General features: G+C 47.0%; 21 protein-coding genes. 5 read left to right on the plus strand and 16 right to left on the minus strand.

Annotation, left to right across the window (positions count from 1 at the left end):
- Window positions 1-112 precede the first annotated feature (112 nt).
- From C3B52_RS18660 to pdxR, 6 genes are all read right to left on the minus strand, one after another.
- Window positions 113-1,732, minus strand: coding sequence for a helix-turn-helix domain-containing protein (locus C3B52_RS18660; RefSeq protein WP_103107906.1), 1,620 nt, complete (start codon window positions 1,730-1,732; stop codon window positions 113-115).
- Window positions 1,733-1,849: 117 nt separating this feature from the next.
- Window positions 1,850-3,937, minus strand: coding sequence for a Fe(3+)-hydroxamate ABC transporter permease FhuB (gene fhuB / locus C3B52_RS18665; RefSeq protein WP_103107907.1), 2,088 nt, complete (start codon window positions 3,935-3,937; stop codon window positions 1,850-1,852).
- A complete protein-coding gene (locus C3B52_RS18670) occupies window positions 3,934-4,959 on the minus strand; it encodes an ABC transporter substrate-binding protein (RefSeq protein WP_103107908.1) in 1,026 nt (341 codons plus the stop codon). Before C3B52_RS18670 ends, fhuB begins: the two co-directional genes overlap by 4 nt.
- A gap of 170 nt (window positions 4,960-5,129) precedes the next feature.
- Window positions 5,130-7,010, minus strand: coding sequence for an FtsX-like permease family protein (locus tag C3B52_RS18675; protein WP_103107909.1), 1,881 nt, complete (start codon window positions 7,008-7,010; stop codon window positions 5,130-5,132).
- 12 nt (window positions 7,011-7,022) lie between these two features.
- Window positions 7,023-7,790, minus strand: a complete 768-nt coding sequence (locus C3B52_RS18680) for an ABC transporter ATP-binding protein (protein WP_103107910.1) — start codon at window positions 7,788-7,790, stop codon at window positions 7,023-7,025.
- A 485-nt stretch (window positions 7,791-8,275) separates the two neighbouring features.
- On the minus strand, window positions 8,276-9,658 hold the full coding sequence (gene pdxR, locus C3B52_RS18690; RefSeq protein WP_103107911.1) for a MocR-like pyridoxine biosynthesis transcription factor PdxR: 1,383 nt from the start codon (window positions 9,656-9,658) through the stop codon (window positions 8,276-8,278).
- A 113-nt stretch (window positions 9,659-9,771) separates the two neighbouring features.
- Here pdxR and C3B52_RS18695 point away from each other — a divergent pair, with 113 nt between their 5' ends.
- From C3B52_RS18695 to C3B52_RS18705, 3 genes are read left to right on the plus strand one after another with little or no spacing between them, the layout of a single operon-like run.
- On the plus strand, window positions 9,772-10,395 hold the full coding sequence (locus C3B52_RS18695) for an FMN-binding negative transcriptional regulator (RefSeq protein ID WP_103107912.1): 624 nt from the start codon (window positions 9,772-9,774) through the stop codon (window positions 10,393-10,395).
- Window positions 10,396-10,444: 49 nt separating this feature from the next.
- A complete protein-coding gene (locus tag C3B52_RS18700; protein ID WP_103107913.1) occupies window positions 10,445-11,083 on the plus strand; it encodes a LysE family translocator in 639 nt (212 codons plus the stop codon).
- 23 nt (window positions 11,084-11,106) lie between these two features.
- Window positions 11,107-11,817 carry a B3/B4 domain-containing protein gene (locus C3B52_RS18705; RefSeq protein WP_103107914.1) on the plus strand — a complete coding sequence of 237 codons (711 nt, stop codon included), beginning with the start codon at window positions 11,107-11,109 and terminating at the stop codon, window positions 11,815-11,817.
- 326 nt (window positions 11,818-12,143) lie between these two features.
- On the opposite strand, the gene C3B52_RS18710 is transcribed toward C3B52_RS18705, so the two are convergent.
- From C3B52_RS18710 to C3B52_RS18750, 9 genes are all read right to left on the minus strand, one after another.
- Window positions 12,144-13,163, minus strand: a complete 1,020-nt coding sequence (locus C3B52_RS18710; RefSeq protein ID WP_103107915.1) for an ABC transporter substrate-binding protein — start codon at window positions 13,161-13,163, stop codon at window positions 12,144-12,146.
- A 153-nt stretch (window positions 13,164-13,316) separates the two neighbouring features.
- Window positions 13,317-14,795 carry a polysaccharide deacetylase family protein gene (locus C3B52_RS18715; RefSeq protein ID WP_235615776.1) on the minus strand — a complete coding sequence of 493 codons (1,479 nt, stop codon included), beginning with the start codon at window positions 14,793-14,795 and terminating at the stop codon, window positions 13,317-13,319.
- Between the two features lie 100 nt (window positions 14,796-14,895).
- A complete protein-coding gene (locus tag C3B52_RS18720; protein ID WP_373419735.1) occupies window positions 14,896-16,287 on the minus strand; it encodes a polysaccharide deacetylase family protein in 1,392 nt (463 codons plus the stop codon).
- A gap of 178 nt (window positions 16,288-16,465) precedes the next feature.
- A complete protein-coding gene (locus tag C3B52_RS18725; RefSeq protein WP_164684833.1) occupies window positions 16,466-17,401 on the minus strand; it encodes a serine hydrolase domain-containing protein in 936 nt (311 codons plus the stop codon).
- Between the two features lie 117 nt (window positions 17,402-17,518).
- On the minus strand, window positions 17,519-18,691 hold the full coding sequence (locus C3B52_RS18730; protein WP_103107918.1) for an MFS transporter: 1,173 nt from the start codon (window positions 18,689-18,691) through the stop codon (window positions 17,519-17,521).
- 134 nt (window positions 18,692-18,825) lie between these two features.
- Window positions 18,826-19,407: a TetR/AcrR family transcriptional regulator gene (locus tag C3B52_RS18735; protein WP_103107919.1), complete on the minus strand. Its 582-nt coding sequence runs from the start codon at window positions 19,405-19,407 to the stop codon at window positions 18,826-18,828.
- A 114-nt stretch (window positions 19,408-19,521) separates the two neighbouring features.
- Window positions 19,522-19,977 (minus strand): GNAT family N-acetyltransferase, encoded by a 456-nt coding sequence (locus tag C3B52_RS18740; RefSeq protein WP_164684834.1) that lies wholly within the window; start codon window positions 19,975-19,977, stop codon window positions 19,522-19,524.
- Window positions 19,978-20,074: 97 nt separating this feature from the next.
- On the minus strand, window positions 20,075-20,752 hold the full coding sequence (locus tag C3B52_RS18745; protein ID WP_103107920.1) for an MBL fold metallo-hydrolase: 678 nt from the start codon (window positions 20,750-20,752) through the stop codon (window positions 20,075-20,077).
- 114 nt (window positions 20,753-20,866) lie between these two features.
- Entirely contained in the window at window positions 20,867-22,618 is a 1,752-nt protein-coding gene (locus tag C3B52_RS18750; protein WP_103107921.1) for an amidohydrolase, read from the minus strand.
- A gap of 224 nt (window positions 22,619-22,842) precedes the next feature.
- Here C3B52_RS18750 and C3B52_RS18755 point away from each other — a divergent pair, with 224 nt between their 5' ends.
- Entirely contained in the window at window positions 22,843-23,292 is a 450-nt protein-coding gene (locus C3B52_RS18755; protein WP_103107922.1) for a MarR family winged helix-turn-helix transcriptional regulator, read from the plus strand.
- Window positions 23,289-24,944 (plus strand): MDR family MFS transporter, encoded by a 1,656-nt coding sequence (locus C3B52_RS18760; protein ID WP_103107923.1) that lies wholly within the window; start codon window positions 23,289-23,291, stop codon window positions 24,942-24,944. Before C3B52_RS18755 ends, C3B52_RS18760 begins: the two co-directional genes overlap by 4 nt.
- A gap of 87 nt (window positions 24,945-25,031) precedes the next feature.
- Here C3B52_RS18760 and C3B52_RS18765 read toward each other — a convergent pair whose 3' ends face one another.
- Entirely contained in the window at window positions 25,032-25,688 is a 657-nt protein-coding gene (locus C3B52_RS18765; RefSeq protein ID WP_103107924.1) for a carboxymuconolactone decarboxylase family protein, read from the minus strand.
- Window positions 25,689-25,705: the final 17 nt, after the last annotated feature.

Genomic DNA, 25,705 nt, shown 5'->3' on the forward strand with positions numbered 1-25,705 from the left:
TGCCCCCACTTCTATCAATGATCACATTAGTGATAACCATTATCAATTGATAGTATATAGAGACTCGCCCTGCTTTTCCATGGACGTGATTGCCCCGTTTATATGGAGAGAATTATCCGTGACCGGCTGCTTGGAGAAAATAGGACGTGCTTTTTTGGATCATGCACTCTCTGCCTAGCGGTCCCCACGGGTCCCAATCCCGGCTGTCCGGGTAGTAGACTTGATTTTCCCGTACCGCACGCAGCTCTCTCCATAGCGGGTTCTGCTCCAGTGCTGTCACATGACTCTGTTCGCTCCAGATCAAAATGATCCGCTCCGGGTCGAGCGCGAGCAGCTCGGAAAATGCATCTGCCTTGTAGCTGGCATGTGTCACGCGCGGATCAGGCTGGAAACCAAGCTTATGATAAAACAGGTCGGTCAAGGCATGCCCGTAAGCTCCGTACATGCGTATCTCGTCTCCGAGCACACGCAGAATCGTCCATCGTCCCTTGCGTGTAACGGAACTCAATGCATCTTTTGCCTGCTTTTCCACAGTATCAATATGCCGGATGATGCCCTCGGCAACGCACTCTTTGTGAAACATGGTTGCTATGTGCATTTGATACTCGTACCAATGCAAATAATCATTGAATAAAAGGGTTTGCGGCGTCTGCTTCCATTCGTCTGTATCCTCTCTTCCCTGCACATTCATTCTGACGATTACATCTGGAGACAGAGACATGATCTCCTGCGGGTCGATTGTCTGCTCGGCATTCAGCGCTTTTGTACCTCGCAATCGGTGGTGAAGATGCTGGGGAAAGCCTGATTCCGTTGTGTAGTAGTTGGGAAAGGACGGCGCTACAATCGGCTGAATTCCCATCGCCAGCAAATGATCCTGTAAAAACAGCTTGCTCACCACAGCAACACGCTGACCTGCTTGCTTCATGTATATATACGGGGGCAGACCCTCCCGCTTTTTAAACAGGCGACTGAAGTAGAGCTCATCGGAAAAACCAACGCTACGCGCCACATCCTTGACACTATACTGGGAGGAGGCTAACAATTCCTTGGCCTGCTTCATCCGCAGATGAGTCAAATATTCGCTCGGTGTCATCCCTGTTGCTCGTTTAAAAGCACGACAATACGAGCTTGGCGTCATCTGGGCAATACGAGGCAAAATACCGACATCCAGCGGCTCCCGATAGTTTTTTTGCATGTAAGCAAGCGTCGCTTCCACTGATCCGATTCCTTTTTCCGCATGCTTTAGTTGCTCGGTATGGACGAAAGAGAGCAGCTCATAAAACAATAGCTGTCCGTGTAAAACAGAGGTGTAGTCCTGGTTGGAAATAGCCGCAGCCAGTTCCTCCAGCTTTGACAAAAGGGTAGCTGGCAAACTGATCGGAAACGTGATCGAATCCGTTCGTAAATCAGCAGTATGCAGCCCAGTTTTGGTAATCTCCACGACCTGATGAGTTGGCTGCAAGGCTGCTTCCACATACGAAAGCACATAAAAGACTAAAGGCGCCTTTTCTGCTGTGAGCGCTTCTATTCTCATCCCCGGGGTAAGCAGTACCGCTGTCCCCGAGCTGATCTCTCCCGTTTTTTCATTAATCGTAGCCGTTCCGCATCCCTCTGCCACATAGCACAGCACATGCGTGGGTACTCGTCGTGACGGCAAGCGAAAGCCTGCTTTCCAGCTATGCTTTTTTACCGATATAAGAAAATGCGACATTCTTTTATGATGGGCTGACATTGACACGCCTCCTTGCGTTTCATGTAAACCATTGCTTCTAGAACAAGAAGAGTAGACAAGCGGATATAAGCTTCCTGGCTAGTCTACTCTTCTATGATAGGAGTTGCGTATTTGTATTTAGGAACCAGAACGAGTCGAGCGGAACATCAAGAGGAATAAATAAGGTGCCCCCAAGAGTGCTACGACAATTCCTGACGGGATATCTTTTGGAATCAAAATGGTTCTACCAATTAAATCAGCTGCTGCCAGTAGCAAAGCACCGAGCAAGGCTGATATAACCACTGCCTTGCGATGATGTGAGCCAACGAGAATTCGCGCAGCATGTGGAGCGAGTAAACCGATAAAACCGACTGCCCCTACACTCGCTACTGCCAGAGAAGCGAGTAATACCGCAATCATCGCTACGTACAGTCTTGTGCGGCGAACGCGCAAACCGAGTCCCATCGAGCTCTCGTCATTAAAGGATAGCAAGTCTACGCGACGTCCCAGCCACCATGCCACTGGCAACAGCACGAGAAGCGCCGGCAGCAAGCGGCTTACTTCTACATAACCGCGACCATACGTGCTTCCCGCCATCCAAGCGAGGGCCGGGGCTGCCAAAAGCTGCGCCTGTACAATCAAAATATTAATGAAGGCTGCGCCTGCTGCAGCTACCGCAATCCCTACAAGGGTCAAAATGATAGGATTGAGCCCTCGTCTCCACGATACGGCATATACAATCAAAGCAGAAGCAATCCCACCGACCAGGGCGCCAAGCGGCATCCAGTCAGACAAATGTGGAAAGACGAGCAAGAGCAAAATCGCTCCAACGCCAGCCCCACTTGTCACACCGACAATTTGTGGATCGGCAAGCGGATTGCGAACAGCACTTTGCATCATGCTGCCGCTCACTGCCAATGCGACACCCGCCAATCCAGCCGTCAAGACTCGAGGCATCCGTAGCTCGAACAACAATTGGCGGTAAAGATCATTTCCTTGTCCCATAAAGATTGCCCAAACCTCTGACAACGGAATGTACATGTTTCCGCTCGCCAGGCTGATCATCCAGACGATAACCAAAAGAGCGCTGAACACCACAATCCAGACCGAATAATGGACCCGTGAACGCCAGCCGCCTACACTCATGGATGTGCCAGCTCCAGTGCCTGCACTCATTTTGCGAGAAACCCGCATCGCAAGCCAGATCAGCCAAGGTCCACCGATTGCAGCGGTAATCGCACCCGCTGGAAGCTCGCCATACGCATTGACAAACGTCCGTGCGATCGTGTCTGAAGCAACGAGCAGTGCTGCACCCCAAATCGCACTGACCGGCAGCAGCAAGCTATGTCTTGTCATTCCGGATAAGCGAACCAGATGTGGGGCAACAAGGCCAATAAAGCCGATAGGGCCGACAACACTGACGCTGACACACGTAACGAGAATCGCAATCAGCATGGCCAGCAGGCGTGTCTTGCCTACCTTTTGTCCCAGGGAGCGTGCCGTTTCTTCATTAAATGAAAGCACGTCCAATTGCCTTGCCATCAGGCATCCGACAACAATTCCGCCAATGATGAGGGGCCAGCTAAATGCTACACCTGACCAGTCATTTTGTTTGAGGGAGCCTGAGCCCCATAAAAATATCCCTTGTGTCGTTTCTTCGTTAAATAAAATGATAGCACTCGTAAGCGAGGAGAAAACCAGCGTGACGATCATCCCGGACAGAGCTACACGAACAGGACTTCCTTTTCGTCCGCCTGCCATAAAGTAAACAGCAACCGCAGCGAGAATTCCTCCCGCCATGGCAAAGGGAAGCGGATATTGGTGCAAAATCGCAGGCCAGAAAACCATACCAAACACGACAAACAAGTAAGCACCGGCATTTACGCCCAGTGTCGTTTCAGAGGCAAGCGGGTTGCGAGTCACGGTTTGCATCAAGGCACCCGATACGGCCAGCGCTGCCCCTGCCAATAGGCCCATGACGGTTCTTGGCAGCCTGACCCCGCGTATCAGCTGATGATCAGCAATGTCTTGTGGGGAGATAATCGCCTGTACAACCGAGCGGAGCGAAATATCAGCCATGCCCTGTGTCAAGCTCACAAACGTCAGTATGAACAGGACCACTAGCCCTCCCACTAACATCCATAACGGCTTCCAGCCTCCTCTTGGAACAGAAGGGGCTGGATGAATGTCGGCTCGGGCTATCGTTTCACGCTTGGCGAGACTCATTTCGTCAGCAGATCAGCTGCTTTTTTCGCCATAATTTCTGCTGACAATGGACCGCCGTAAGGCCACATGTCACCGCCCAATGCATAGATGCGATTTTCTTTTACAAAAGTGAGACCGTTCCATACTGGATTGTTCTTCAACTGATTTTCAATCACGTTATCATCATCCTGGATGATATGCAGGAAATTGGCATCCTGCAGGGCTGGAAGTGCTTCAACGTCTGTAGTCGTCATTCCGTTTTGCTCGAACTTCTTCGGTTTATAGGCATTGGTCAGACCGATGTGCTCCAGGATTTTCACAGCTGTGGAGTTGTCGGTAGACAATCGGAATTCAACCGCATTCTGGTTGCTGTAGCCCATGGCGAGAACAAATGGAACCTTGTCTTTGCCTGCAGCAACGATTTTTTCTTTGGCTTCGGCATACGTCTTGTCGAGGTTTTGCAAAACCTTGTCTGCCTCTTCCTTTTTCCCCACAATATCCGCAATTTCTTTAAAAGTATCAATCATTTGGGAATACTGGTCACCCTGACCCTCTGGTGGGTTGGAATCATATGCGATCGTAGGTGCGATCTTGCTCAATTCATCGTAGTTTGCTTCTACATTCCGTTTCAAACCGATGATCAAATCTGGCTTCAAAAGCATGATCGATTCCAGGTTCGGCGCAACACGACTGCCTACATCAACGACATCTGGAGCGATTTCTACCGGAAGCTTCACCCACTTTTTCATGTTGGTAATATCCGCAATTCCTACAGGCTGTACACCAAGTGCCAACAAGTGCTCAGCGCTGCTCCATTCCAATGCTACGACTCGCTTGGGAACCCCTTTAATCGTAGTCTCACCCTTCAAGTGCTTAACCGTGCGGACCTGCTCTTCTCCCGCTTTACCTGCATCCGGCTGAGCTTGTGGCGCTGGCTGTGAGGACGAGCCTGCTTGTGTGCCTGTGCCAGTATTTCCGCACGCAGCAAGCAGCAGTAGTGCAGACAAGCATACTAGAAAAATTGGCAGCTTAACAAAACGCATGTAATGATCCCCCTTACTTTTTATCGATCTAAGCTACAGTGAGCGTGGCTGCTCACATGGAAATATGTACATGTCTTCCAAGGATTTATGATAATGATTATCATTATCTTTGTCAATGAGCAAAATGCAAAAAATCCCCCGAAATCGGAGGATTCTTGTTTGATGCTTGATTACACTTCTTTTGGCAAAACGATTCCGCGATACAGTCTTACCGTAATAAGATAGTACAGTGCGTAGATCACCACGAAAATAACGGTTGGTACCCAAATATTTACGTACGGCTCTAACAAGATAAACGAAAACATCTGCATGCCGACAAGCACATGTGTCAGTCCCATCAATGCCGGGAACAAGAACACGAAGAGCAGCTCTTTATAGATGGAGCCCACCAGAAGTGACTTGCGTACGCCAATCTTTCTTAGCATGCTGTAACGGTCACGGTCACGTGTAGCACCAGACAAGATTTTAAACATCAGGCAGCTCGCCATCATCGCCAAAAACGCTACACCCAAGAAAAAGCCCATAAACATCGTCCCGCTGGTAAAAGCATAGACAGATTCGTAGGTGCCATATTTCGTCGTGAGATACACCTCGTCGTCCTCTGAGGCTGGCTTGATCTGCTCTTTTTGACGCTGATTCATTGCCTTGATGTCTTGCTTATATTTCAAAAAGTCATCTACTTTGGCAATTACAACGGTGTGTTCATTCCCTTTTACACTCGCAAATGTTGCCTGATCCACGACACGCACCGGCTTGCCGTCATACATTCGGTAGCTGATCGTGAACTCCTGCGAGATCACTTGATACCATTCATCAGGCAGTTCTTCCAGCTTCTGCCCTGTCTTTTCATCTTTGTCTTCGTTCATCCCATACAGATTTGCAGGGAGTGGTTCAGTAATTCGCTTAGGCTCTTTGTTTGGATCGTACTTCTGCATGTCGTTGGTAGAAATCAACGGCGGATGCGCCAATAAATCATCCTTGACGTAATACACTGCATCCTCATTCACTTTGTAGCGATACGTATTTTGCTCCAGTACCGTCATCTTTTTCAGTGCTTCCTGATCCTCACTGACCGGATCATGTAAAGAGATATCATAGACATGCCCGACATTGGCAATCAAATCAACGTTTTTTTGGAAAGCAAGTCCGCCTGCCATCGCCCCTACCCCAAGAGCGATCAGCATAGCCACTGTACCGAGAATTTTGGTCAGGTTATTTACCCGAAAACGCAGCTGGGCAAAAGTAAAGGCATTCAAGCTCTGATCGTTCAGCTTTCGGTTTCGTTTCAATGCTTGCACCAATACAGGTAAAAGCGAGATAAATAGCAGATACGTCCCGATCGTTGTTGCGATCGCCCCTATCAGGAAACCTAGCAGCTGAAGAGTCATGATCTCTATCAATCCGTAGTAGCCGACCGCTACGAGAGCGACCCCTAGTATAGCTACCAGAATCGTCCCGAAGCCCTTTGCTTTTACATCGTCGGTTTGCTGTTCAGCGCGGATGAGATCCAGTTCCGTCGCACGTGCCAAGCGAACTGCATTGATCGTGGACGTCAATAGAAACAGCACCATGAAAAAGCCCCATGTCATCCATACCGAAGGCAGGTAAAACGGATAGTAGCCGTCTGCCGAAATCTCCAGCAAATTCATGAGCAGCACTCCAATTCCGCTCGACAATGCAATCCCGACGATCGTACCGATCACGAGCGAAACAATCCCCATCGTCAATGTCTCTAAAAAGAGAATCTGGCTGATCTTTCCTTTTTTTGCCCCGAGCACCATGTACATTCCAAGCTCTTTGCGACGCAGCGAAAGCAAGAAGGAATTGGCGAAAAAGATATAAAAAATTGTGATCAGCGCGAGCAGAAATGCCCCGACGTTAAAGACGATCTGAATCGATTTGATCACCGAATTTCCTTTGGTGAAGTCTGAATTCAACGCTAGAGTCTGGAACATGTAAAAGATCGAAATCGAGATGACCAAGCCTACCAAGAGCACGAGGTAGTCTTTCATCATCTTTTTCATACTAGACAGTGATAGCTTTAGCAGCATCTTTTGCTCCTCCTAGCGCACATCATGAGATGCACCAAGCTCAGCAAGGACATCCAGAATTTGTTTGAAAAATTGCTGACGATCTCCAGTACGATGAATTTCCGTGTACAGATTGCCGTCCTGAATGAACAAGATACGTTTGCAATAGCTGGCACTGAATGCATCGTGGGTAACCATCATGATCGAGACCTGGTGATTTTCGTTCAAATCGGTCATTGTTTCGAGCAAGCTTTTTGCATTTTTGGAATCGAGTGCTCCCGTCGGCTCATCCGCCAATAAAATCGCTGGGTCATGCACCAGTGCACGAGCAGCAGCAGCACGTTGTTTTTGCCCGCCTGAAACCTGAACCGGATATTTTGTCAAAATTTCTTCGATGCCCAGTGTCTGTGCTACTTTCTTTACTTTGATCCCAATCTCTTTGGAAGAAACGCCTTGGAGCGAAAGCGGCAGGGCAATGTTCTCGTAGATCGACAGGTTTTCAAGCAGATTGAAATCCTGAAAAATGAACCCCAGCTTCTGCGACCGGAAATCAGCCAGCTGGTTTTGTTTCATTTGTGTAATGTTCGTGCCTGCAATCTGGATAAACCCACCTGTAGGCCGATCCAGTGTGGATATGACATTAAGCAGAGTCGTTTTCCCGGAACCCGACGGACCCATGATTCCGACGAACTCCCCTTTCTCAATTGTCAGCGAGACCCCTTTTAGTGCGTGGGATTGGCTTTCTCCCTTTTTTCCGTATACTTTCTGTACGTCTTTGACTTCTAGTACAGCTGCGCTCATCATTTATCCTCCATTCGTTAGTAACATCCGATTGCCATCGTTGTTTCTCCTCGCTACTAAATGTACCGAGTTTTGAGTGGAGGTGCTATTGATCTACCTTACAGTTTGCTTTACGTTTTGTAAGATTTGGGTGTTGGGGGAGAAAAGACGGGTAATGTTCAGGCTGTTGTGGTGGAGAGGAAAACGGAGAAAACGCTTCAGATTCTTGGAACACTAGCATGGGGGATTCACTGGACGTCTCCGTGAAAAAAGCGAAACCGCGTCCAAAGTAGACGGTTCGGGGGGCTTTTCAGAGGTGGACGCTCAAAGGCGTGTTTCTCTTTTTTCACTGCGCCTCGGTTCGTGTTCCAAAGATCTGGCGCTTATTTCTCCGTTTTCCTCGGACCGTTTTGGGTGGTGTATCCGGCTTTTCTTTTGTAAGGTTGTCAGGAAGAGTAAAAGAAACCAAGCCCTCCTGATGAACATGACTAACAGGAGGGCTTGTCTTATGAAATCCATGCCTTTTTTAACAGACCGACACCAAGCTCAATTTCATCACAAGAAAGATGACTAAATCCAAGCTTAATGATTGGGTAATCGGATTTATTTTTAATAAAGTAGAGGGAGGTGGGACACACTTTTACACCATAAGAAAAAGCTCGTTTGATTAACCATTCTTCCGTACGATCCAGATGTAATTTGATTAATAAGTACAAACCAGACTGCTCGCCAATAACAGAAATATTTTGGCCAAATTGCTTTTTTAATTCAGAAACGAGGTGCAGCATTTTCCGCTTATAAACAAGCCGCATTCGTTTCACGTGCCGATTCCATTCTCCCAACTCCATAAATTTTGCCATTGTGAGCTGGCTGAAAAGCGAAGTAGGACTCTCGAAATGAGAGTAATACTTTTTATATCGATGTAATACTGACTCTGGGAGCACCATATACGTTAAACGGATTCCCGGAAGAAATGATTTTGAGAAATTCCCTAAATAAATGACTCTTGCTGAATCAATAGAGGCAAGAGCAGGAAACGGTTTTTGTGTATAGCGGAATTCACTATCATAATCGTCCTCGATAATATATCCACACATCTTGTTAACCCAATGAATTAGCATTTGCCGTTGTTGAATTGACATGCTTACGCCAATTGGACTTTGATGTGAAGGGGTGATATAGATTAATCGAGATTTCATTTGCTCTATTTGTGAAAAATCAGCTCCTGTTTCATAAACCGGCAACATTTCAAACATAAAACGATGGAATTGAAAAGCTTCTCTAGCACCGTCGTAACCAGGGTCTTCAACGATAATGCTTTGGAACTCCTCCTTCAGAATCTGCCCAAGATATACAAGCATCTGTTGGGTACTGCTTCCGATAATGATTGCATCGGAATTTGTTTTCACTCCGCGTGATTGAAACAAATAGGTGGAGATTTGTTCGCGCAAACATGCTTCGCCAAACGGTTCTCCATATCGATAGCTATCCGGTAACGTTAAAACTTGATTCGCGATCCTCCTCCATATTTTCAGTGGGAAATTCGTTTGATCAACGGCATCCGATCTGAAATTAACTACCGGAGGTTTTACTGACTCTGTTTGCTTTGGATGCGGAAGGATGAATGCCTCCTGAGATATGAGCGGCTCTAACTCATTTACAAAATAACCTTGTCGGCCCTCTCCGCGAATATACCCTTCCGCAACTAATTGTTCATATGCCATTAAGGTTGTATTACGGCTTACATGTAAGGAATCTGCCAGTTGCCGAATAGAAGGCAGCTTTTCATTCGTCAGAAGGTCACCTTGCTCAATAAATGATTTAAATTTCTCGTAGATTTGTTTGTATTTAGGAGAGTGATCTGTGAAGGTAAAAATAGTGTTTTTCATTTGCACCCCTACTGACATGTCTATTTGTTTATTATTGTATCTTTTTTTATGTCAGTTTGAATCATATTATTTTTTTACAAGGATTTATTTCTAAAGTGGAGAGGATGATTACGATGTACATTCCTAAGCAGTATCGTATGGAGCATGATGAGGCCGTTCAAATGATGAAGTCTAACCCTTTTGCCTTGTTGATTACTACCCATGAAAATCGCCCGTTGGCTACGCACATACCTGTAGAGATTCGTGAAGAAGATGGAAAGATTTACGTGACTGGGCACATTGCATACGGAAACATGCAGAAGAACACTTTGGAAAATAACAGTGATGCGTTGCTTATTTTCCAAGGACCGCACGCTTACATTTCGTCAAGCTGGTATGAGCGGGAAGAGGTTCCCACTTGGGATTATCTCGCAGTACATGCGTATGGAACTGCACGTATACTCGCTTGGGATGAGCTGAAGTCGGCTTTGGATTCTATGCTTACACACTATGAATCTCACCGAGAACATGGAAGGCTGTGGGATACGTTTCATCCTGAGTCGCTGGAGAAGCAAATGAAAGGAATCGTTGGGTTCGAAATTGAAGTCACCTCTATTCAAGCTGCAGCCAAAATGAGCCAGAATCGCAACGACACCGATTATAAATCGATTGTTACAGAGCTGGAAAAATCAAACGAACAAGGGGATAACCAGGTTGCCGAATGGTTGCGAAAGCAGCGGAAAGAGTTATTTAAATGATCGACCAGAGGTAAATTATTTGCACAAAAACAACGAGGAGTTGCAGTTCATGGATTTTTCAACTATTTGGCTATTTATAGTTGCTGCTGCTACATTGTTAATCATACCTGGGCCAGCTGTGTTCTACATTATGGCAAGAAGTATAGATCAAGGGAAAAAGGCGGGTCTGGTATCCGTTCTTGGTGTATCTCTTGGTGGTGCAGTTCACGTTTTAGCTGGAGCAATTGGAGTGTCGGCGATCCTTATGACATCCGCAACAGCCTTTACGATCGTGAAATACTTGGGTGCTGCTTATCTGATCTATCTGGGGTGCAAAACTTTATTTTCTACATCGGATAGCTCGACTTCAGAAATTCCAAAAGCCCCTCGCAAAAAATTGCTAAAGATTTTTTACGAATCAGCGCTTGTAGAAGTAATGAACCCTAAGACAGCACTCTTTTTCTTAGCCTTCTTTCCGCAATTCATATCGCCTTCTGCTGGATCAGTCTCCGTACAATTTTTGCTTTTAGGAGCGATATTTATTATCCTAGCTTTTATTAGCGATGGTTTGTATGCCTTTCTTGCAGCAAGTATTCGAAAACGGGTTGTGGGCAGTAATGCGAGTCCAAAGCTACTGAACCGGATGACTGGTTATTTATATATCGCGCTTGGAGTCTTCTCTGCTTTTGCCAGCCCGTCCAAAACATAGAGGTAGATAAGGAGAGATATGCAATGACGAGATTTATCATTGAAGATGATTTTTGGTCGTTATTCCCCCACGCAAAAATAGGCACCGTTATTTGTCAGGGGCTTGATAATTCAATACGAGACGTTGAAATCTACGAGAAGCTGCTGCAGGATGCAGAGAAAGAAGCACATAAATTCTTAAATCTGGAGGAATTCAGTGCGAATCCAGTCATATTCGTATGGCGAGAGGCTTTTCAAAAATTCAAGACTAAAAAAGGGGCACGGTGCTCCATTGAAGCTTTATTAAAAAGAGTAAAAAATGGCAATCATATCGGAACCATAAACCCGCTTGTTGACATCTATAATTCCATATCATTGCGTTATGGATTTCCATGTGGTGGCGAAGACATCGATACTTTTGCAGGCGATATTCGGCTAACGCAGGCAAATGGCAACGAACCTTTTATCCCCTTGGGCAGTGAGGAAAATGCTTCGCCATATGAAGGTGAAATTGTTTATAAAGATGATGACGGAGCCATATGCAGATGCTGGAATTGGCGCGAAGCTCAGAGGACGATGCTAACAGAAAATACGAAAAATGCATTCCTCTGCATTGAATTAATGGATGAAGCAAGAAGCGATGAATTTCATATGGCGCTAAAGGAATTGTCTGATTTGGTGTCGCATCATCTTGGTGGTACTGTGAAAATAGAGGTATTGGATATTCATAATAGGGAAATTACGCTCTTGGGTTAAGGGGATACTGCGTCACTAGAAAGCACTCCAACTCGCCGGAGAAACAGGTTTCCAGGCGGAGCGACTCGCGTAACCCCGCTTAGCGGCGCAGTGATTTACGGGAACCAGAAACATCACCCCTGTGTAAGCTACAAAGCGGCTACCACTTTGACGTTTCCCCGGAAATCAACTGCGGAGCGGACAGTTTTCACTCCCTCGCAGGGTGAAGACCGGAGCGCAGATCGGAAACCTGTTTCTCCCCCCCCACAGCTATCTTTGTGCCACAATAAAATCCCCTTCTACGCACATGATCTGCGAAAAAGGGGATTTTCCATCTCGACGCTCGATTATTTTTTGGCTTTGTTCTCTTCGTGTCTTTTGATGATCATATCTACGAACATGTCGATCTGCGCTTTGACTGCGATCGGGTCATAGCGGTAGAACGTATCGAAATCGTTGAAGAAGATCTGATTGTTTTTGAACGCAGGAAGACCTTTCCACACCGCTGATTCTTTCAGGTTTTTCAGAGCATCGCTGTTGTTCTCAGGGTTATAGAAGGTCAGGAACATATAGTCCGCGTCGTATTCTGGCAATGTCTCCATGGATAGCTGCACGGTTTGCTCAGGCAAGTCTTTGTGCGGCATTTTCAGCTTCAATGCATTGTACACCGTTTGACCACCGCGCCCGGCATTATCACCGAAAATCCACAAATCTCCTTTGTTTGTCAGCTCGTACAATCCGACAGTTGTATTTTCGTCTGCGATGCCTTTCAGCTTCTCACGGCCTTCAGCAGCTTTTTTGTCAAAATCAGCAATGAACTCATCGGCCTTTGCTTTGTCGCCTACGATATCACCAAACAATTTGACGGTATCATAGATGTTCGTTGTTGTTCCGTATGGAATAAAGATCGTGGGTGCAATTTTGGACAGGGCTTCGTAGTTGTCTTCATACATGACAACGATCAGATCAGGAGCGAGCTCCAATGCCTTTTCCAGATTCACGCGAGTCCCTACATCTTGTGCTGATTTCAATTGCTCTGTAATGAAAGGGTTTTGGAAAGCCATGGTTTCTGCCCCGATGACATTTCCTCCAACTGCCACGAGCTCACCCGCATAATAGTCTGTCACGATTCTTTGTGGTTTATCAGGAATTTGAACGGTTCCCTTTTTAGTTTCAAAGCTGCGCATTTTTTTCTCGGCTGGCGCTTCTGTCGCTTTCTCAGCAGGCTCTGCCGTTGAACCTTTTGCTTGTGTTGTTGACTGAGCGGTGTTGCTAGTTGAGCTGTTTGTTCCACCACATGCAGTTAAGAAAAGTGAGAACATAAGAGCAAGTGCAAGTACAGCCTGGAGTGGTTTGTTCCGTAGCATGAAAGCCTCCCTAGTATGTAATTTTTAATGAAATTGATTATCATTATCGACAAAAAATATACCAGAGAGCCTTTTTTCTGTCAATCACACAATTGCCGTGCTCCAAAACAGCAAAAAAAATCCCTTTGCAAGAAAGGGATTCGTTCATTAATGCTATTCTGACTGCTCCACAAGCTCTGTCATTTTGACAAGGGTATACCCCTGCTCCTGCAGCCCTTCTATAATGCGTGGCAATGCTTCAACGGTACTAATGTCATCGAGCATATGCAGCAGAACAATGCTTCCGCTTTTCGTTTGTTCCAGTACGGTTTTCACAATATCGTCTGCCGTTTTACTTTTATCATGATCGGAAGGGATAACATCAAACAGAGCCACGGTTTCATAGCCTGTCGCAGCAATCGCCTTTAGCACTTGCTCGTTGACTGCCCCCGCCGGTGGTCTGTAATACATCGTTGGCTTTTGTTGTATCGCTTCTGTAATAATCTGATGGGCTTTGACAATTTCCTGCTGCAGCTGCTCCGTCGTAATCTGGGTGTTGATTGGATGGGAATACGAGTGATTCGCTACATCATGTCCTGCCTCCAGAATCGCACGCGCCAAATTCGGGTTTTTGACTGTCCCGTCAGCCCGTAGGAAGAAGGTAGACTTTACATGATACTTGTCCAGGATATTGAGAATCTTTGTAACCGTTTCGTCGCTACCCCAATCGTCAAGTGTAATGGCAACCTTCTTCTCATCTGTTTCGACACGCTTGAATGCTTTATATGTCGCACCACTAAAGTCTGGATTGATTTTCGCTGCGTCATGTCCCTCGATAGCTGTCAGCGGCTTCTTCTCCGCCCCATGTGCAATTAGCGTCTGCAGTGGAACGAACTGGTATCCAGCATCGGCAGCGGCCTTTGCAATCAACGGGATCGAGATGGGGAGATGAATATTTTCATCGAGATCGAGCGTGATAATGCCTCCGCGATTGATATATCGTCGTACATATTTGCTCTTTTGCTCATCTGTCTCATCTTGCCAGTTATGCAGGAAAAAGCTGTACCCGATGACTGCTTCCTGTCCATTGTGAGCTGCTGCCAGACGAATGTCGTCCGTGTAGGTGCCTATCCAGGTACGAACATATTTCGGAGTGATTCCCGTATGCTTCACAATCTGTTCCTTACTTTGCTTAATCTGTTGATAAATCTGTTCATAGCTCAGATTCGCCAGATCTTTACTGGTCACTGCGTTGTTTTCAATTTCATGCCCTTTGGCTACAATCAGCTTTGCTAGTTGCGGCTGCTTGGCCACTTTATCGCCTGGTAAAAAGAAGGTCGCCTTGATTTTGAATGTATCCAGATCCTTCAATAGCTGATTCAGTTTTTTCTCGTCTCCCAAACCGTTAAACGTCAGCGCCAGCTCAGGCTTTGCTGTATATACCATCGATACGCCTTTGCTTTTCTCCCCTGTATAGCGAACGACCTTTGGAGCTGTCGTAGCTGGAGCAGGTGTGATTTTTCCAGGTTTACTTTCGGCTGCATAAACCATGCTCTCCATCGCTGTTCCGCTCAAAAGCATTACGACTGCCGTCGCCACTCCAAACGCTTTTACCAGCAAGCGCTTCTTGAATCTGATTTTTTCCACTATCATTGCTTCTACTCCTTTTCCCTCATTTTTGAACACTCTCTCACTCTTACTCGCAAAAAATCCAGTCCGAACACAAGTTGAAGTGTCAGACTGGCTTTTGTGATTACTGTTTGATCAGATCTGCCATCTTCACAAACGTATAGCCTTTTTTCTTCAAGCCTTCGAGTGCGATTGGTAGCGCCTCAATCGTGTGGATGTCATCGAGCATATGCAGCAGTATGACGCTTCCGTTTTCAGTTTTGGTCATGATGCCGTTGACGATGTCGCTCGCTTTATTTTTGTTGTCCCAGTCAAGGGTGGTGACATCATACATCGCAATGTCGTGATACCCTACCGCCGCAATGACTTTCCCTGTCTGATCATCCACAACTCCCGTTGGCGGTCTGAACAGCATTACTGGTTGTTGCTGAATGGCTTCGGTAATTACCTGGTGAGCTTTGACCAAATCTTTCTGTAATTCTTCGGGGGTCAAAGTTGTTACCACCGGGTGGCTGTAGGAGTGGTTGGCTACGTCGTGGCCGCCCTCCACCATCGCTCTCGCCAAATTGGGGTTGTTTTCTACACCGGCAGCACGCAAGAAAAACGTCGCTTTCACATCATGCTCCGCTAAAATATCGAGGATTTTGGTCACCGTTTTGTCGCTGCCCCAGTCATCAAACGTAAGCGCAACCTGCTTTTTATTCGTCTCCGCCTTATAGATCAGCTTGTAGTTCGCATTTTGGTAATTCGGATTAACCTTGACCGCATCGTAGCCAGGAATTTGTTCCAATGGCTTTCTCTCTCCGCCGTTTTTTACCAGCTCACTGAGCGGAATAAATTTGTAGCCAATATCCTCGGCAGCTTTGGCAATCAGCTTGATTGACGGAATTACCTCGGGGTTTATATCGGTATTTAACGATACGATACCTCCCCGCGAGATATATCTTGTCACATAATCACCGATCGTCTTGGCATCCTTCATATCACGATCCTTTGGATTGATATTGTACGTAACGACTCCAGCCATGCCGAGATGAGCCGCTGCCAAACGAACATCATCCGTGTAGTCTCCTGACTTGGTGCGGATAAAGCGCGGCTCGACGCCCGTTTCCTTTTTGATGACCTCATTGCTCAGTTGAATTTCTTTGTAAATTTGATCGTAGCTGAGCTTTTTCATGTCCAACTGATTTAGTGTATTGTTTTGAATATCATGGCCTCTCGCTAAAATATCTCTGGCGATATTCGGCTCCTCTGCTACCCTCATCCCTGGAAGGAAAAACGTTGCCTTGATATGATTAGCGTCCAGTTCATTCAAAATCTGTGTCATCATTTTTTGGTCACCCATGCCATTGAAGGTCAGGCTTAGTTCTTTTCTTGCTGTATAGACGTACGGGATCACCTTGCTCTTTTCACCTGTATATCGCGTGATCTTTTCAACTGGAGGCTCCACCGTCTGCGATGCCTCTTCCTTCCCGCCAAACACCGAGCAGCCAGATAATAGCCCTACGACCATCATGACAGCGGCGCTTTTGAAGATGAAGTTCCTTTTTACTGCACCAATACTTGCGATCATCCGTTTTCTCCTTTTTTCCAAAACATCACTCTATGCTAGTTGTGCCGTTCTATCCGTCTTGAAACGATTATCTATCTTATCCACTAGTATAAAAAAACCTTCTCAACAAGTTCTGAACAAGCTACGAATCGCGAAGAAAGGTCAGCAGCAAGCTTTTGACCATCCGGAGCGGAAGAAAGGTATTGCCAAATAGCTCACTTGTCATGACGATGACGAGCTGCCGCTCGGGAGCAACGAGAATGTACTGCCCTCCATAGCCCATGGCGAAAAAAACAGCGGGTTCGTATGCCTTGTTGTTTTCATCCGTTAAAATCCACCAATGATAGCCATAGGAACCGACGTGATCATATGTATGGTAGTAGGCACGCGTGGAAGCGGAGAGCCATTCCTCAGAAAGCAAACGCTTCTTCCCCCAAAAACCCTTGTTCAAGACGAGTAATCCCAATTTCAGCATATCCGCAGCACGCAGACAAAGCCCGAAGCCCCCGATTGTTATCCCTTTGGCATCCTCAGGCCAGCGATATTCTTTGATGCCTAGTGGGGCAAACAGCTCTCTTCTCGCATAGGAGGATGCCTGTTCCCCTGTAGCCTTTTGCAAGATGGCACTTAAGAGATGAGACGCCCCTGAATCATAGTTCATGGCTTCTCCAGGTGTGCGCACCATGCCATTTTCCAAAATAAACTTGACCCAGTCCTTGCTGTACATCATCGGAAACGGAGTACCACCCCAACTCGTCCATTCGGGCCACTCATAGCCAGGTGTCATGGTGAGTAAATGCTCGATCGTGATTGTGTTTTTTTCCAAAGGTACGTTCGGCAGGTAGGTGGAGATCGGGGTATGTATGCTTGTAATTTGACCACGCTCGATTGCGATTCCTATGAGAAGGGACAGTACGCTTTTCGTGACGGAGTGTATTTGAAACAGCTTGCTGCTCATTTTGGGATTGCGGAAATACGATAAAATGACTTCTTCTCCCCGCTGCACCAGACAGGCATTAATTTTCTCTTTGCTTATTGCTTTTTGGAACTGATTCAAGCTTGTGGCGGAATCATTCAAAAAAAAACCTCCTTGCGTGATCGATTCTTTGTGCTAAGGAGTAAGTTTCTCTGGAATAGTTCTTCTTTATTGCCTTTTTTATCTATTCTTAACTATAGCATGAATAACAATTTTGGGTTAGCGTGCAAATATTTCCTGGCTTTTCTCTTGCTTTTTTCCTTTGACACGCATAAAAGGCAGCAAGGAAAGGAAACCAAGAATGGCAAGGAAAGCACCAACCCACACAGGTGACACAAGTCCGTATCCCGCGTCGATGGTTAATCCACCGATTGCTGAACCGAAAACGATACCTAAGTTAATGATAGAGGTATGAACCGTCGTAACCAGCAATCCAGTACCAGCGACACGAGTTATGCGGGTTGCCATGGCGGGATTCATAGGGACCCCTACCAGGCCAATTACGATTACAGCGATCATGACTATGGTTGTGCTGTGCGGAAACAGCCCGAAGACAACGAATGCAGCTGTCAGTGTGATAAGCCCGACAGTTAGAATTGACATCATATAATGATCGGCGAGCTTGCCTGTAACGATATTTCCGATGACCGTTGCCACACCGTATATACCCAAGAGTAAGGGAACCATCGTCGTCGCAAAGCCAGTGACGCCAGTCAGGATCGGCGAAAAGTAACTGAATGCAGCAAATGTGGCACCGATAATCAACATGCTTGTCGCGTACGCCGCCCAAAGATTGCGATTTCTGAAGGCTGCAAGTTCACCTCGAATACTGGCTGATTCCGGCTTTGGAGAAGAAGGGATGGAAATTTGACCCAGCACACCTGACAGAAGAACTAAGACGACCACCGCCCAGAAGCTGGCTCGCCATCCGAAATACTGGTCAAACAACATTGCTGCTGGTAGCCCGATAGCGGTTGCGACCATCAACCCACCAAGGACGATGGAAGCTGCACGGCCGATTGACTCGGGACGTACAAGCGTAAAGGCGATCGCCAGGGACACACCAAAAGAAGCTGCCGAGGAAATACCGGTAATCACCCGCGCCACCATCATCATCTCATAGCTGGAGGCTAAGGCGCCAATGGTTTGCCCGACTAGAAATACGCTAGTAAGTGTAAGGAAAGCTTGTTTTCTAGGCACTTTCAACATTCCAATTGTCAGTAATGGACCGCCAACAATCATCCCCGCCGCATAGCCAGAAATCAGGTATCCAATGGCTGAGACCGATACCCCGAACTCTTCAGAAAGCGAAGTCATCATCCCGGCTACCATAAACTCGGAGGTAGTCATGGAAAAAATCATGAGACCTAACACATAGATTGCAAATGGCATGAAAACATCTCTCCTGCTTCTGTATTCATATTTTGTAATGATCTGTACAAAATTAGGCGCAAATTGCCCATATGTGCAACTTGCGAATCAAACAGCCACTGAAAAAAAAACACGTTTCAATCTGAACGCGCGTTTTACAGGGCTGCCAGCGTGCCTTCCACTACATCCTCCAGCATATTACGGTCTTCTATGACCTTGCCTAGCACACGCAGTCCGTAGTAGCTACTCAGAAAGGATCGAGCCAGCTCGAGAGCAGGACGCTTTGACGTGATTTCGCCTGAGCGTTGTCCAAGTGCAATAACATGGCACAGTGCCTGTTCCAGCCTTCCAACATGACCACCGACCAAGCGAGCAACCGCCGTATCCTTTCCACCGAGTTCAATAGCGGCATTGATGGCTAAACAACCACGACTTACTTCCCCATTAAAATCTTGATCGATTGCCCACTCCATCAGTGCGCGTAGCCTGTCTTTTACAGGTCCGGGTTGTTCCAATATTTCTATTTGCCCCTGAATGCCCAGTTCCTGATAACGCCCCAAGGCCTTCTCGTAAAGCGCGTGTTTGCTACCGAACGCATTGTACAGACTTCCCCGTCCAAGCCCTGTTCGCTCGCATAGCTTCTCTGTTGAACTTCCCTCGAAGCCATGTTCCCAGAATACCTCCATAGCAGCGTCAATCACTGTTGTATCTTTAAATTCCCGAGGTCTGGCACTCATGCAATCAACTCCTTTAAAAGACCGGTAAGTTCCCTTTTCACATAAGCTACTCAGAATGGGTATCATTATAGATGTTTTGTAACGTTCAGTCAAATATCGATGAATCTCAAAACATTAGCCCCTTAGTTCAAAGCGAAGCAGAGGCAATTTTCTGTCTGGGATTACCGTGGATTCGATTTCGCCAATCCTTACAGCTCCCCTGGCCAAATAAAACTCTTCTGCATAAGGATCACTGTGGATCAGGACAGTTCGCATGTTCAATGACTTCACAACCTGTATCATGTGCTCCCATAGCGCTTTTCCGTAGCCTTTGCCTATTGCATCTGGATCGATAAAAAAGTATCCCAATAAAATATGGTCCTCCCCGCGTTCCAGTCCCATAAAACCTTTGATACTGTCGTCCTCTTCTATCACGTATACCAGTGATGTTTCGATGTAATTGGCGGCTATAGTCAAATCATCGCGACAGGCTTCCATAAACTCCTCGCTGTACCCCCAATGTGCTTTGGAACGAAAGCAGAGATCGCTTACCAGATCTGCCTCATGTATCGTGGCTTTACGAATTTTCAAGATAGACTCCTCCTCAATTTGCTTCGATCTTTAAAGGAAACAAAAAACCAGCCAAGCACGCTAGAGAGGTGGGTTTGACTGGTTAGCATCGTGTGCCTTATTTCTTTAAGCTTTCGACGATCTCACTGAGACGCTCTTTACTATTTCCCGTACAAACGCCCCCGTGATACGCGATCACGGTTTCGATATCGAAATCAAGCAGCTTGGCGATGGACTGCGCAGCCAGCTCCTTGTCTGGAGTAAAGTCGGGATTAAACGACATAAGCACTCCGTCTTGAGCGGTCAGAGCATCGCCCGCAACCAACGTCTTGCTCGGAATGTGATACAACGAAATATGATCAGGAGAATGTCCAGGTGTATAAATAACCCGGATACCGCCGGCATACGGCAACAGATCGCCATCCTGCAGAGCACGGTCTACCTTTACTGGTGTTGCCAACGCTCCACTTTTGACCAAGGGCGTCTGACCTGCAAGATACGGGATCGCTACCTCATGAGCAAGCACCTCTATGCGGCCATCCGCAGCGGAAACCAGATCAGGCAAGCTGCCGATATGGTCCCTGTCTTGATGCGTAATGATGACTTTTGTCAGCTTTTCAAAAGAGATAGATTCCTCGGCGAGCACGGATTGAATTAATTCCAGCTGCCCCGGGATACCGGTATCCACCAAAATCGCCTCATTCTCATCCCAGAACAATGCAGTATGAACAACAAACGGATTGCCGCCAGCATTCATCTCCAGTTTGATTACTTTGATTCCTTCTGATTGGGCCAAATCAGACACCTCCTGCGATTTATTCAAAGGTTTTTTACCATCCACCTAATTCCGCAATAAAGAGAAGAATCCTGCAACAAGGCCGCCGCAAAAGTGCGACGACCTTGTTCTTTCTTATTTTGCTTCCTTCAGGCGATAGACTTCTTTTCCTTCTACCAAGGTCAGGACTACAGCAGTGTCCTTGATTTGGGTAGCCGGGATGTCAAACAGGTTTTTGTCCAACACGATAATATCTGCTTTTTTGCCTACCTCGATAGAGCCGGTAATCTCGTCTACATGGTTGGCGTAAGCACCATCTATTGTAAAGCTGGCAATCATGTCAGCCAGAGTCGCACGCTCTTCTGGATTGGCAATTTTGGCTGCATCGGTCTGTCCTTCTTCGATGCGGGTAATTCCTTGTTGAATGCCGTGTAACGGATTGAATTCCGGTGTCACGATGTAGTCAGAAGAAGACGCGATGTGTACTCCCTGGTTCAAGAAGCTTTTCATTGGATATTCTGTCTCGGCGCGTTCTTGGCCGAGGTATGGTACTTCGATCTCATCGTAGTATCCTTCTTCCTGCATAAACCAGAATGGCTGTACGATTCCGACAGCACCCAGCTTTTTGAAGCGTTCGATATCTGACTTATTTACGAGCTGCAAATGAACGAGCGAGTGACGAGCGTCATGCTTGCCATTTTGCTGCTCTGCGTACTCCATTCCATCCAAAACGATGCGTGTAGAAGCATCTCCGATGGAGTGAACATGCAGCTGGAAGCCTGCTTTATCAGCAGCGGCAGCGGTTTTTTTGTATACTTCTGGCTTCCAGATCAATTCGCCATTGGTGTGCTTGTGCTCATACGGTTTTTCCAAATAAGCAGTTGCACCTTCAACGACACCATCCATAAAGATTTTCACAGCGTTCACTTGGAATAAAGGATTTTGATTGCGTTCTCTGATTTTTACGAACTCTGCGATTTGCTCAGGTCCTTTGTCCGGATTGGCAGTAATCGCGTTGCGGAAACGAATGGTCAGCTTGTTTTCCTTCGCCAATCCCTCATATGCTTCCAGTACATTTGCGTAGCGCAGCATATCCGGGTCACGCACGGTTGTTACGCCGCGTTCAACCGCCTTGTGCTGATACTCTTCAATGCCCGCTTTGTATTGCTCGACGGTGTAGCCGCCAATTTTGGACAGCACCAGATCCATTGCTTTTTCACGGAGCGTACCGGACGGCTCTCCTGCTTTATCGTGCTCGATGATTCCACCCTCTGGGTTTTTCGTGTCTTTGGTAATGCCCGCCAGCTTCAATGCTGCCGAGTTGACCCACAAGGAATGGCCGTCATCGGATGTGAGTGCAATAGGCTTGTCAGCTGAAATCTTGTCCAGCACTTCCTTCAACGGACCGATGCCTGGCGCTACCGGATTGCTCCAGCCGCGACCTTGGTAGTTTTTCTCCGCTGGATGCTCCTTAACAAATGCCTGGATAACCTCTACGTACTCATCCATCGATTTGGCATCAAACAAATCGATCGAAAAGATCAAGCCTGTCGTTTTGCTAGCGTGCGTGTGGCTATCGATAAAGCCTGGCAGCACCATTTCTCCTTTTAGATCCGTAACCTTGGTGTTTGTGCCAATGTACTTTTTGGCGCCTTCATCACTGCCGACGTAGACAATCTCTCCGCCGCGAATTGCTACTGCCTGAGCCCAGTTTCTGTTTCGATCCACGGTGTACACGGCACCATTGGACAATACGACATCTGCTGCTTGTGTTACTGCTTTGCCAGATGCTTGTCCCGCTGCTGGAGTGGTCCCCTGTGCAAATGCAGACAACGGACTCATCAATGCAGCGGCAAGCAAAAGACTGGTTAACTTCTTCCCTACCAACAAAATCCCCACCTATCTATGCTCTAAGCTGAAAAAATATACAACAGATTAGATTGTAGCATTGCAACTCTGAAAATTCCACGAAATGTCTTGATTACCAATCATACAACTGTAAAATAGTTTGACTGTAAAACTAATTAGCTGTATACTCGATATTGTTTCATGTGGTGAATTATTCACTACATATATTATTCACCCACAAAAGAAAAGGAGGGTACGGCACGATGCCCAATAAACAAGGCCTTACCGAGCTTGAAGAGCTGTACATTCAAGTACAGCGAAAAGTTTCAACACAGTGGCACAAACGCTTGGACTCACTCGTTTCAGGGTCTCAAGCCTTGATCTTGCGTATCCTCGATCGTAACGGACCACTAAAGGTATCGACCATAGCGGAGCGATTGGATATTACACCAGGAGCAGTAACCAGTCTCTCCGATAAATTGATTGCTTGTGGCTATGCAAACCGAAATCGTGATACGGCTGATCGCAGAGTCGTTCATTTGGAAATCACGGATCAAGGAAGAGAGATTTTAGCGAAATATCGAGAGGTGCTCAAAAGCACCGTGGAAAGTATTTTTGTTGGCTTGTCTGACGACGATATCGCGCATTTGACCCGCATTTATCAGCAGGTGCTTGCGAATATCGAACAACCTAGAGAGGAGAAAATGAAATGACGAACCTCACAGAAAAGCGGAAAATTACGATCATGATCGCGATTATTACGGCGATGTTTTTCTCCGCGATTAACCAAACCATCATCGGGGTCGCCATGCCGCGCATTATCGCAAAATTAGGAGGCATGGATTATTATTCATGGGCGATTACGATTTACTTGCTGACCTCCACCGTCGCCTCGGTGCTCGTCGGTAAGCTCTCCGATATATATGGAAGAAAGCCTTTTATCCTCGCAGGTATCGGATTGTTTAGCCTTGGCGCACTGCTATCAGGCTTCTCAGGCGATATTTTTCAGTTGATTACATTTCGCGCCATCCAGGGTGCGGGTGCTGGTATCATCATGTCCACTGCCTTTACCGCAATGGGCGATTTGTATGAGCCCCGCGAACGCGCCAAATGGACAGGTGTCATGAGTGCCGTCTTCGGCGTATCCAGCGTGGCTGGACCTCTGCTTGGTGGATACATCGTCGATCATCTGGATTGGCATTGGGTGTTCTGGATCTTCTTGCCGATCGGTGTAGTGGCATTTCTGTTGATTTTGCTCAATTTCCCACAGGTTGAAAAACGAAAAGGAGAAAGCGTCGACTACTGGGGTTCTCTCTTTTTGACAACAACGATTGTACCGATGCTGCTCGCATTTTCGTGGGCAGGAGAAGGAGCAAACAAATACGCATGGGGCTCTTGGCAAATACTCAGTCTGCTTGCCATCACAGCCATTTCCCTGCTCATCTTTATTGGGGTAGAGAGCAAAGTAAAAACACCAATGCTCCCGCTCGGCTTGTTTAAAAACAGTATCTTTACCGTATCCAATCTGATCGGATTCTTCCTCAATGCAGGAATGATGGGCGCGATCATCTACGTCCCGTTCTTTGTTCAAGGGGTAAAAGGAATTTCTCCAACGATGGCTGGCTATGTCACCATGCCGATGTCGATTGCGATGCTGGTTACCTCAGCACTGTCCGGGCAGATCATTACCAAGACGGGCAAGTATAAAAAAATGGCGATCAGCGGTCTTTTGGTGATGACACTCGGAATGGTTATGATGTATTTCATGGTTCCATCTACACCGATTTATTTGCTCGTGCTGTACATGATCATTCTCGGTCTCGGAATGGGTATCGCGATGCCGGTCTTCTCCTTGACCGTGCAAAATGCGGTTGCCCCTCAGCAATTAGGTGTGGCTACAGCAACCTCCCAGCTCTTCCGTAACCTCGGGGGAACGATCGGAATTGCAGTTATGGGCAGTGTCATGAGCGCAGGAATTGCTACGAAAATGAGCAACATGTCCGGTGCGATGGGTCAAGGTGCCCCGTCCGCACCCACCGATCCAGCCCTGGCTGAAAAGCTGGCTCTGTTCGCCAATCCGCAAAACCTGCTGGATCAGCCGAAAATCGAGGCAGCCCTGCATAGCCTTCCACCAGAATCACAAGCCGTGTTTACGCACATGCTTGATCTGATTCGCGGGGCGATGAGCTATGCTATCACGACTACGTTTTTGACAGGTGCCATCGTCGCAGGCTTTGCTGTTGTGCTTGCCCTGTTCCTCAAAGAAATCCCGCTTCGTTCGGGAAGTGGAAAAGCGGAAAAGAAAAACGGAGCTAAAGCAGAACAACATGCGGATGCGACAGGTACTGAAGGTGCAAGAGCATAACGAATCGAAACAGGAGAAAGAGGGCTACTTTTACGCAGCCCTCTTTTTTACGCGTGAAGCTATGAAAATGATCTTGCCAGACATCTCCTATGAATCATACGCATTCAGCGCATTTACACTATGGGCCAGAGCAGAGCCTGCCTTTAACGCAGTCGCTACAAAAATCGCTTCAGCCAGCTCTTCCATGCTCGTGCCCAGCTGCTTCGCCTTTTTGGTGTGGACCTCGATACAATAGGCGCAGCCTGTGACGTGAGCGACAGCTACCGCAATCAGCTCCTTGTCTTTTCTGCTGATCAGCCCGGCTTTCAACGCCTCCCGGTCAAACGCATTGAAGGCTTGGAAGGTGTCTGGACCCAATTCCTGAAATTCCTTGAATCGTGCCAAATTCGAGCGTTTATAGAGCTCCTCATCGTCCGTTTGGTCATACGCATTGAGTGCATTCAGCCCATGCGCCAGGGCAGATCCGGCTTTTAGAGCAGTAGCTACCATGACAGCTTCCATAACTTCTTCCTTTGTGGCTTCCAACCTTTTCGCATTCGATACGTGGGCCTCGATGCAATAAGGACATCCGGTGACATGCGCAACGGCGACTGCGATCAGCTCTTTTGTTTTCTTCGGGATGACTCCCTCTGCGAGAGCCAGCTTGTCAAATGCCAGAAAGGCTTTGAAGGTATCGGGAGCAAGCTTCCCCAGCTCTGGTAATCTGCGAATATACGACTTTTGGTACAAGCTATCATTTGCCATACGATGTTTCCTCCTAT

This window comes from Brevibacillus reuszeri, from assembly GCF_002897295.1.
Lineage (GTDB): Bacteria > Bacillota > Bacilli > Brevibacillales > Brevibacillaceae > Brevibacillus > Brevibacillus reuszeri_A.

Coding starts and splice junctions, on each gene's coding strand:
- pdxR (WP_103107911.1), bottom strand. CDS start 9,658: ATGAAAAACACTATTTTTACCTTCACAGATCACTCTCCTAAATACAAA.
- C3B52_RS18670 (WP_103107908.1), bottom strand. CDS start 4,959: ATGCGTTTTGTTAAGCTGCCAATTTTTCTAGTATGCTTGTCTGCACTA.
- C3B52_RS18760 (WP_103107923.1), top strand. CDS start 23,289: ATGACGAACCTCACAGAAAAGCGGAAAATTACGATCATGATCGCGATT.
- C3B52_RS18680 (WP_103107910.1), bottom strand. CDS start 7,790: ATGAGCGCAGCTGTACTAGAAGTCAAAGACGTACAGAAAGTATACGGA.
- C3B52_RS18710 (WP_103107915.1), bottom strand. CDS start 13,163: ATGCTACGGAACAAACCACTCCAGGCTGTACTTGCACTTGCTCTTATG.
- C3B52_RS18660 (WP_103107906.1), bottom strand. CDS start 1,732: ATGTCAGCCCATCATAAAAGAATGTCGCATTTTCTTATATCGGTAAAA.
- C3B52_RS18700 (WP_103107913.1), top strand. CDS start 10,445: ATGGATTTTTCAACTATTTGGCTATTTATAGTTGCTGCTGCTACATTG.
- C3B52_RS18695 (WP_103107912.1), top strand. CDS start 9,772: ATGTACATTCCTAAGCAGTATCGTATGGAGCATGATGAGGCCGTTCAA.
- C3B52_RS18765 (WP_103107924.1), bottom strand. CDS start 25,688: ATGGCAAATGATAGCTTGTACCAAAAGTCGTATATTCGCAGATTACCA.
- fhuB (WP_103107907.1), bottom strand. CDS start 3,937: ATGAGTCTCGCCAAGCGTGAAACGATAGCCCGAGCCGACATTCATCCA.
- C3B52_RS18675 (WP_103107909.1), bottom strand. CDS start 7,010: ATGCTGCTAAAGCTATCACTGTCTAGTATGAAAAAGATGATGAAAGAC.
- C3B52_RS18755 (WP_103107922.1), top strand. CDS start 22,843: ATGCCCAATAAACAAGGCCTTACCGAGCTTGAAGAGCTGTACATTCAA.
- C3B52_RS18730 (WP_103107918.1), bottom strand. CDS start 18,691: ATGCCATTTGCAATCTATGTGTTAGGTCTCATGATTTTTTCCATGACT.
- C3B52_RS18720 (WP_373419735.1), bottom strand. CDS start 16,287: ATGATGGTCGTAGGGCTATTATCTGGCTGCTCGGTGTTTGGCGGGAAG.
- C3B52_RS18735 (WP_103107919.1), bottom strand. CDS start 19,407: ATGAGTGCCAGACCTCGGGAATTTAAAGATACAACAGTGATTGACGCT.
- C3B52_RS18705 (WP_103107914.1), top strand. CDS start 11,107: ATGACGAGATTTATCATTGAAGATGATTTTTGGTCGTTATTCCCCCAC.
- C3B52_RS18715 (WP_235615776.1), bottom strand. CDS start 14,795: ATGATAGTGGAAAAAATCAGATTCAAGAAGCGCTTGCTGGTAAAAGCG.